Here is a 6994-nt window from a genome sequence, read left to right on the forward strand (position 1 = left end):
TGGTTGGTCGCAAACAGTTGGCTGCCGTTGACGGCGTCTTTGCTGTTGGCATTGAGGTCGCCGTCGGCTACGTTGGTAACCTTCTTGCCGGCGGCATCGATACCGGACTTGGTCAGGCTAGGACCGCCTGCGATCTTAACGCCGTCGTTGTTCACGGTGGTGTTGCCGGCTTTGACGCTGTTCACTACCAGGTCTTTTTTCAGCTTAACGGTCACTTTATCGTCTTGGGCTGCGGTGGTGATGTTGTCGTCGCCGGCAACGGTCACGGTGGAGCCGAGTTTTTCGATATTGGTGCTGCCGCTGTCGCCGTTGAAGGTCAGGCCTTTGCTGTCAACGGCGGTTTTGGCATCTACGCCTTTTTGGATGTTATCTTTAGTGCTTTGAGCGAGATCGATACTGTAATTAGTTGTGACTGCGCCATCGGATGCAGTTGTAGTATTGGAGGTCAAATTCAAAGCATTGGAAACTTGTACAGTTGCTTTATCTGCGCTGACGGTATAAGTGGTTTCTTTGCCTGAAGTTGTTTTATTAACGTGCGTGTTGCTGCCTGCCGCTACATTGGTTGTGGTTTTGGCATTATTGATGGCATTGGCTACATCACCAGCAGTCGCTACACCGGCAGTCGGTGCGGACACTGTGCCATTATTATTGACAGACAATGTGCCTTGAGTGACGTTGATTTGAACTTTTGATGCATTCTCGCCATCGGTAACTGCAACGGTCGTCAAGTTGCCATTAGCGTAGTTGACTGTACCGTTGTTATTGATACGGGATTTGTCTGTACCGTTTTGTTGGATATTGTGTCCAACATTGTTCATCACTGTGTACAGTTGGCTACCATTAACTGCATCGGTTGAAGTGGAGGAAATACGGCCTGCGGCAACATTCTGGATTTGGCGTTCATTGCCTGCGCTGCCTACAGAAACCGCGCCTGTTTTAGCAGATGAAGAAGCTGAATAGCTGACATTGGTCGTCGCACCGCTATCGTTTTTGAATGTTGCATTTTTAGCTGTTGCATCAAAATTATTGGCAGTGCCGACAGCACCATTGCCCAATGCAACAGAGCTACCAACCGTAGTCGTCGCACCATTACCCAACGCAACTGAATCGCTTCCAGTCGCTTTTGCATTATTACCGCCGGCAAAACTATTCTGCCCGGCAGCTTGGGCTGAGGAACCAATAGCGGTGGAATAAAGGCCTGAACTGTTTGCCTGCTTACCAATGGCGATAGAATAAGATTGAGCAGTCTGTGCCTGATGACCAATTGCAACAGAATCATCACCGACTGCATTTGACAAATAGCCCATTGCCGTACCGTTATTTTGTGCAGATGCCCTCGCACCGACAACAGTTGCATTTTCGTAGTTGGCTCTACTGTGTGCACCGACGACTATAGAGTAATTGCGATCATTTTCTGTATTCAAACCTATGGCAATAGAGCCAGTACCGCGGGAATTAGCATTAGAACCTAAAGCCACGGCACCCACAGTTCTTGAAGTTACAGTCGCATTTGGGCCAACGGCAACAGAAGATGAACCAAGTACGTTAGCATTATGCCCTAAGGAAATACTGCCCGTCGCACCTGTACTTGTTGCTGCATTTGGTCCGATCGCAATTGAATTGGTTTCTTTTGCGCCGTCATTGTTCCAGTTTTTCGTACCGTCAGTTTTGCCTTCTTCTGATTTAACGGAAAAATAACGGACTCGCTCAATTGCATTCAAGACACCATAAAGCTGTGAGCCGTTGATCGCATCAGTGGAAGTAGCGGAAATATCGCCGGGGGATACATTGATGATTTGGCGTTCGTAACCTTTAGAACCGACAGACACAACATCACCGGCATCAGTAGTTGCACCGCCTGCCCAAGTGTAGGTCACGCCCATGATTTCACGTTGAACGTATGCCCGACCTTCTTTATCGGTTTTAGAAGCCGTACCCAAAGCTACAGAGTTCAGCAAAGTTGCCTTTGCACCTGTACCTACAGCCACACCACCAAATGAGGAGGCTTGAGACCTTGTACCAACAGCCAAAGATAAATCGGAAGTAGCATTGGCTTGAACACCCAAGGCAACAGAGCCTTGACCGGCCAATGTAGTCGGATAGCCACTAATCGTATCACCGCTCATCTTCGTGTAAATGGTACCCAAATTCTTACCGGCCAGCGCGTAACGCTCTCTAACACTACCGTCTGCATTGTAATAAACAAACTGGTCAGAAGCGTTACCTGAATATAGAGTACTCGTTACCGCCACCAAATCGTCACCACCAATGGCAACAGATGAGTTGCCATTAGCCACAACATTACCACCAATGGCAATAGATTGGTCACCGCGTGCCCATGCACCTTCAGGTCTACCTTCTGTATTAGTATCTCTGTGATTACCCGAACCAATGGCAATAGACTGGCTTACATTTTTTGCAGTTTTATCACCTACACGCGCAGTATTACCGATAGCAATATTATTAGCCGTTGCGTTAGTTGGATTCTGAATCTCCAGCCCCGCTTCACGGCCGATTGAGATTGCACCATAGCTACTTGCATTGGCTTCTAAGCCAATTGCGATCGCACTCGCAGCCACATCTCTGCTACCTGGAGTTTTTGTAACGACACCAGGAGAGCTTGCAACTGCACCTCTACCGATGGCAATAGTGTTTGCACTTTGAGCCTGTGCCGAACTACCTACAGCGATAGATTCCGTAATCTTACCTACCGCATTCGTACCGATTGCAATGGCATTCTCTGCATTTGCAGAAGCCTCGCTACCAACACCGATTGCAACCCCATTACTTCCTCGAGAAACACTGGATTGGCCTAAAGCAATAGAGCCTATACCAAATGCTTGTGCCGAATTGCCTAATGCCGTTGTACCGGTATTATTAGCAAGTGCATTCTTACCTACCGCTGTCGCTTGCGTACCATTTGCTTTAGAATCTGCACCCAATGCTGTTGAATCTGTAGAAACAGCATTGGCACTTTTACCTATCGCTGTTGCATGTGAACTACTTGCACTTGTATCTGCACCCATCGCAACAGCATGAGTTTGAGTAGCCTTGGCATTTGTACCAACAGCAAGGCTGTTATTATGTGTTGCATTTGCACTCGTACCTACCGCAACTGCACCATTAGCCGTAGCATTGGCTGATGCTCCTACTGACAGGGCACCAATACCGGTCGCTGTTGCACCACTAACCGCGGTCGCACTGGTTACAGCATCAAATTCAATTTTTCCTCGTACTGCAGTTGCCGCATACGAATTACCTGCACCCAAAAGAGCTGCCGAAATCACTGTCAATCTGAAAACTGTCGCAATACCATTTTTACCGGATTCGGCAGATACATTTGTACTGTTTTGTTCTGCAGACGATTTCACACGGCCTTTGGCCAATTCGGACGTTACAACGAAAGATTGAATCGTACGGTTCCAAACGACTTTAAATATCTTATTCATTAGTGTGTCTTTCTCTTTTTATGAGGGGTAAAAGCGTAGGCGTTAGCATGACGCTACTTTAAAAAATCTATTGCGGAGGATTTCCCTGCAAAATGCTTGCTTCGAGCTGACGTTTATTGTCACTTTAAGACGAAATTTAGGTCTTTCACTATCTCGAAATGAAATAGTATTTCATACTTACTAAATATCCGCTAGTCAGAAATATCAACCGATTATCTTTAATTTCTAAATGAAATTACGGCTTTCAACCAAAAAACCAATCATCAAAAGGGCTCCAGCCATGTTTCTATTAATAAGCGGTATGTTGTATTCCATTGACAAGTCACAAGCAAACACAGTAACCATGCAACTCATATGCCAATTATTTAAAATATTATTTATTAAAAAACGAAAGAAAAAGGCCGTCTGAAATGTTTCAGACGGCCTTTGATGAAATGATTTTGAACAATTGCTTAATTGAATAATTTGTTTTTTAAACTATCAATAAAATTGGCAATATGCTTTTAATACGTCATAGAAAAAATACGCATATCCCTACTTATACAAATGCGGATGGTTTTACAAACCGAATACGGTAATATCGCCCTTGCCTTGACGAATCAGCTCAGTTCCATCGGTCATATCGATAACCGTCGTCGGCTCAGTACCGCACCAGCCACCATCAATAACCAAATCAACAGCATGCTCAAGACGGTCTCGGATTTCGTATGGATCGGTCAATGGCTCGTCGTCTTCGGGCAGCATGAGGGTGCAACTTAAAATAGGTTCGCCCAATTCTTGCAAAAGTGCCAAGGCAGTAGCGTTATCGGGAACACGCAGACCGATGGTTTTGCGCTTGGGGTGAAGCGTGCGATTGGGCACTTCTTTGGTTGCCTGCAGGATAAAGGTGTAGCTGCCGGGCGTAGCTGCTTTGAGCTGGCGGAATTGGGCATTATCTACTTTGGCGTAAGTACCCAATTCGCTCAAATCGGCACACATCAGGGTCAGATGGTGTTTTTGATCGATTTTGCGAATCGTGAGTATGCGCTCCATCGCATTTTTGTCGCCGAGTTTGCAACCCAGCGCATAGCAGGAATCCGTAGGGTAAACGATAACGCCGCCACTGCGGACAATATCGGCGGCTTGCTTGATGAGGCGGTCTTGGGGATTATCGGGATGGATGGCGAAAAATTGTGCCATGTTTTTTTCCTTATCATTCTAATGGTTTGTTGTTTGACATTTTAAAACTTATTTGGCCGTCTGAATATTGGATTTCCACCACTATGAATGGATTTAGCCTTAGCTACAACACGGCTGACCCAGTGATACCTTATATATAATTTTGATTTACCGGCCGATATCGAAAGTCAATTTAATACACTATATAATGCGTTATTTTGTTTGAAAGTCATCTCAATGCCTGCTTCTTCCCTACCTTCCCGCCGCTTGTCTGTTGCACCCATGCTCGATTGGACAGACCGACACTATCGCTTTATGGCGCGACAAATTACACGCAATGCTTGGCTTTATAGCGAAATGGTCAATTCAGGCGCAGTAGTTTACGGAGATAAAGACCGCTTTTTAAGTTTCAACGAAGGCGAGCAGCCGGTAGCTTTACAGCTTGGCGGTTCAGATCCGCATGACTTGGCAATCGCCGCTAAAGCAGCTGAGGCGTATGGCTATAATGAAGTCAACCTAAATTGCGGCTGCCCCAGCCCACGCGTTCAAAAAGGCGCTTTCGGCGCCTGCTTGATGAATGATGTAGATTTGGTGGCAGATTGTTTGAATGCGATGCAGGATGCAGTTGAAATTCCGGTGACGGTTAAACACCGCATCGGTGTAGACAGGCAGACAGAATATCAAGTCGTGGCAGATTTTGTGGGAACACTTCGCGAAAAAACAGCCTGCCGCACATTTATCGTACATGCGCGTAATGCCTGGTTGGACGGTTTATCCCCGAAAGAAAACCGCGAAGTCCCGCCACTCAAATATGAATACGTGTACCGTTTGAAACAAGAATTTCCAGACTCAGAAATTTTGATTAACGGCGGCATTACCACCAATGAAGAAATCGCCGAACATCTGAAATTTGTCGACGGCGTCATGATCGGGCGCGAGGCTTATCACAATCCGATGCTGATGCGCGATTGGGATGCGCTGTTTTACAACGACACACACGCACCAATCCAATATGCAGATTTAGCAGCTTGTCTATACGCATACAGCCGCGAACAAATCGCCTCAGGACGCGGCACTATCCTACGCCACATCGTCCGCCATGCCCTAGGCCTGATGCACGGCCTAAAAAATGCCCGCACTTGGCGCCGTATGCTCTCAGATGCTGCCTTACTGAAAGACAACGAAGGCAGTCTGATTCTAGACGCATGGAAAGAAGTCGAACGCGCAAATATTTGGGATTAATGGCATATCGTGCGAATAAATAAAAGGCCGTCTGAAACATCAAATGATGCTTCAGACGGCCTTTTAAATTACAACAGACTGCTAAAGATATATTCATTTCTCTTTAGCTACTATGATGATTAATTCATCGAATAAACCCAAAACATAATCTAAGCATAAAAAAATGCGGCCTAAATTAGGCCGCATTTACTTTGCTTCGTCTTTTCAGACGGCCTTTTCAGTCCGTCTGAAAGTCAGATTACCATTGGTAACCAACTGCTGCGGTAGCACCGAAGTGACCACGTGAGTTGCCGGAAGCAGTACCTTTGATGATCCAGTTACCACCATCGGAGATGCTAGAGAAGCCGACAGCGTAACCGGTTTCACCGCGGTAGTGACCACCACCGATAGCCAACATGCTCTTACCTGGCAAGTAAGCTTGTGGCAGACCGGCAGTAGCCAAGGCTTGAGCCACACCTGCGCGGGCGTTGTTGTCAACCTTGTTCACATTGCTGTTCACATCGCCGAATTTTTGGTTCAGCTGGTCAACGTTAACCGCATCGGTACCGTTCTTACCTGGAGCAACATTTTTAATAGTAGTGTTGCCGGCATCGATACCACCTTGGTTGATGGTTACAGGACCTGCTTTCAGTTCGCTAGTAGTAACTTTGTTAGCAGTAACACTGTTAACGTTCAGATCAGGGTTCATTCTGACTTTCAGCGCATCGTCGTCTTTGTCTTTCTCAACGAAGATGTTTTGAACTACTTCCTCTTTACCTGTCACTTTGTTAGTGAACTTAGTACCGGCATCACCTTTAATCTGAATAACGTTATTCAGAGGTTTGGAGATAAAGTGATCTTTATCTTCTTTCTTACCAGTCTCATCAACCAGGCCGAAGTTGCCATCAGCATCTTTACCGTCTTTAATGATGGTAGTAGTGGTTTTACCGTTACCGTCGGTGATAGTCACAATGTGAGTGCCTTTTTCGCCCGGTTTAACTTCGGCTTTGGCGTTCACACCATCATTACCTTTATCACCTTTGTCGCCTTTAGCGCCGGTGTCACCTTTGTCGCCTTTAGCGCCGGCTTCACCAGTGTCACCTTTGTCACCTTTAGCGCCGGCTTCACCAGTGTCACCTTTCGCACCAGTTGCACCGTCTTTAACG

General features: G+C 46.4%; 4 protein-coding genes. 1 reads left to right on the top strand and 3 read right to left on the bottom strand.

The genetic code is table 11. The features are described from left to right. Both ACTHS4_RS10755 and ACTHS4_RS10760 read right to left on the bottom strand, forming a co-directional pair. The coding region (locus ACTHS4_RS10755) for an ESPR-type extended signal peptide-containing protein (protein ID WP_440365924.1) at window positions 1-3449 on the bottom strand (3449 nt) is incomplete at its 3' end. A 558-nt stretch (window positions 3450-4007) separates the two neighbouring features. Then, on the bottom strand, window positions 4008-4628 hold the full coding sequence (locus tag ACTHS4_RS10760) for an L-threonylcarbamoyladenylate synthase (RefSeq protein ID WP_440365925.1): 621 nt from the start codon (window positions 4626-4628) through the stop codon (window positions 4008-4010). A 216-nt stretch (window positions 4629-4844) separates the two neighbouring features. Here ACTHS4_RS10760 and dusA point away from each other — a divergent pair, with 216 nt between their 5' ends. Then, complete coding sequence (gene dusA / locus ACTHS4_RS10765) at window positions 4845-5849, top strand: tRNA dihydrouridine(20/20a) synthase DusA (RefSeq protein WP_440365927.1); 1005 nt, start codon at window positions 4845-4847, stop codon at window positions 5847-5849. 238 nt (window positions 5850-6087) lie between these two features. Here dusA and ACTHS4_RS10770 read toward each other — a convergent pair. Further along, window positions 6088-6994, bottom strand: a 907-nt coding sequence (locus tag ACTHS4_RS10770; RefSeq protein WP_440365926.1) for a YadA-like family protein, incomplete at its 5' end; no start/stop codon positions are given.

Origin of the sequence: Neisseria sp. P0014.S009, from assembly GCF_051958155.1 — a bacterium.
Lineage (GTDB): Bacteria > Pseudomonadota > Gammaproteobacteria > Burkholderiales > Neisseriaceae > Neisseria > Neisseria flavescens_C.

Coding starts and splice junctions, on each gene's coding strand:
- ACTHS4_RS10760 (WP_440365925.1), bottom strand. CDS start 4,628: ATGGCACAATTTTTCGCCATCCATCCCGATAATCCCCAAGACCGCCTC.
- dusA (WP_440365927.1), top strand. CDS start 4,845: ATGCCTGCTTCTTCCCTACCTTCCCGCCGCTTGTCTGTTGCACCCATG.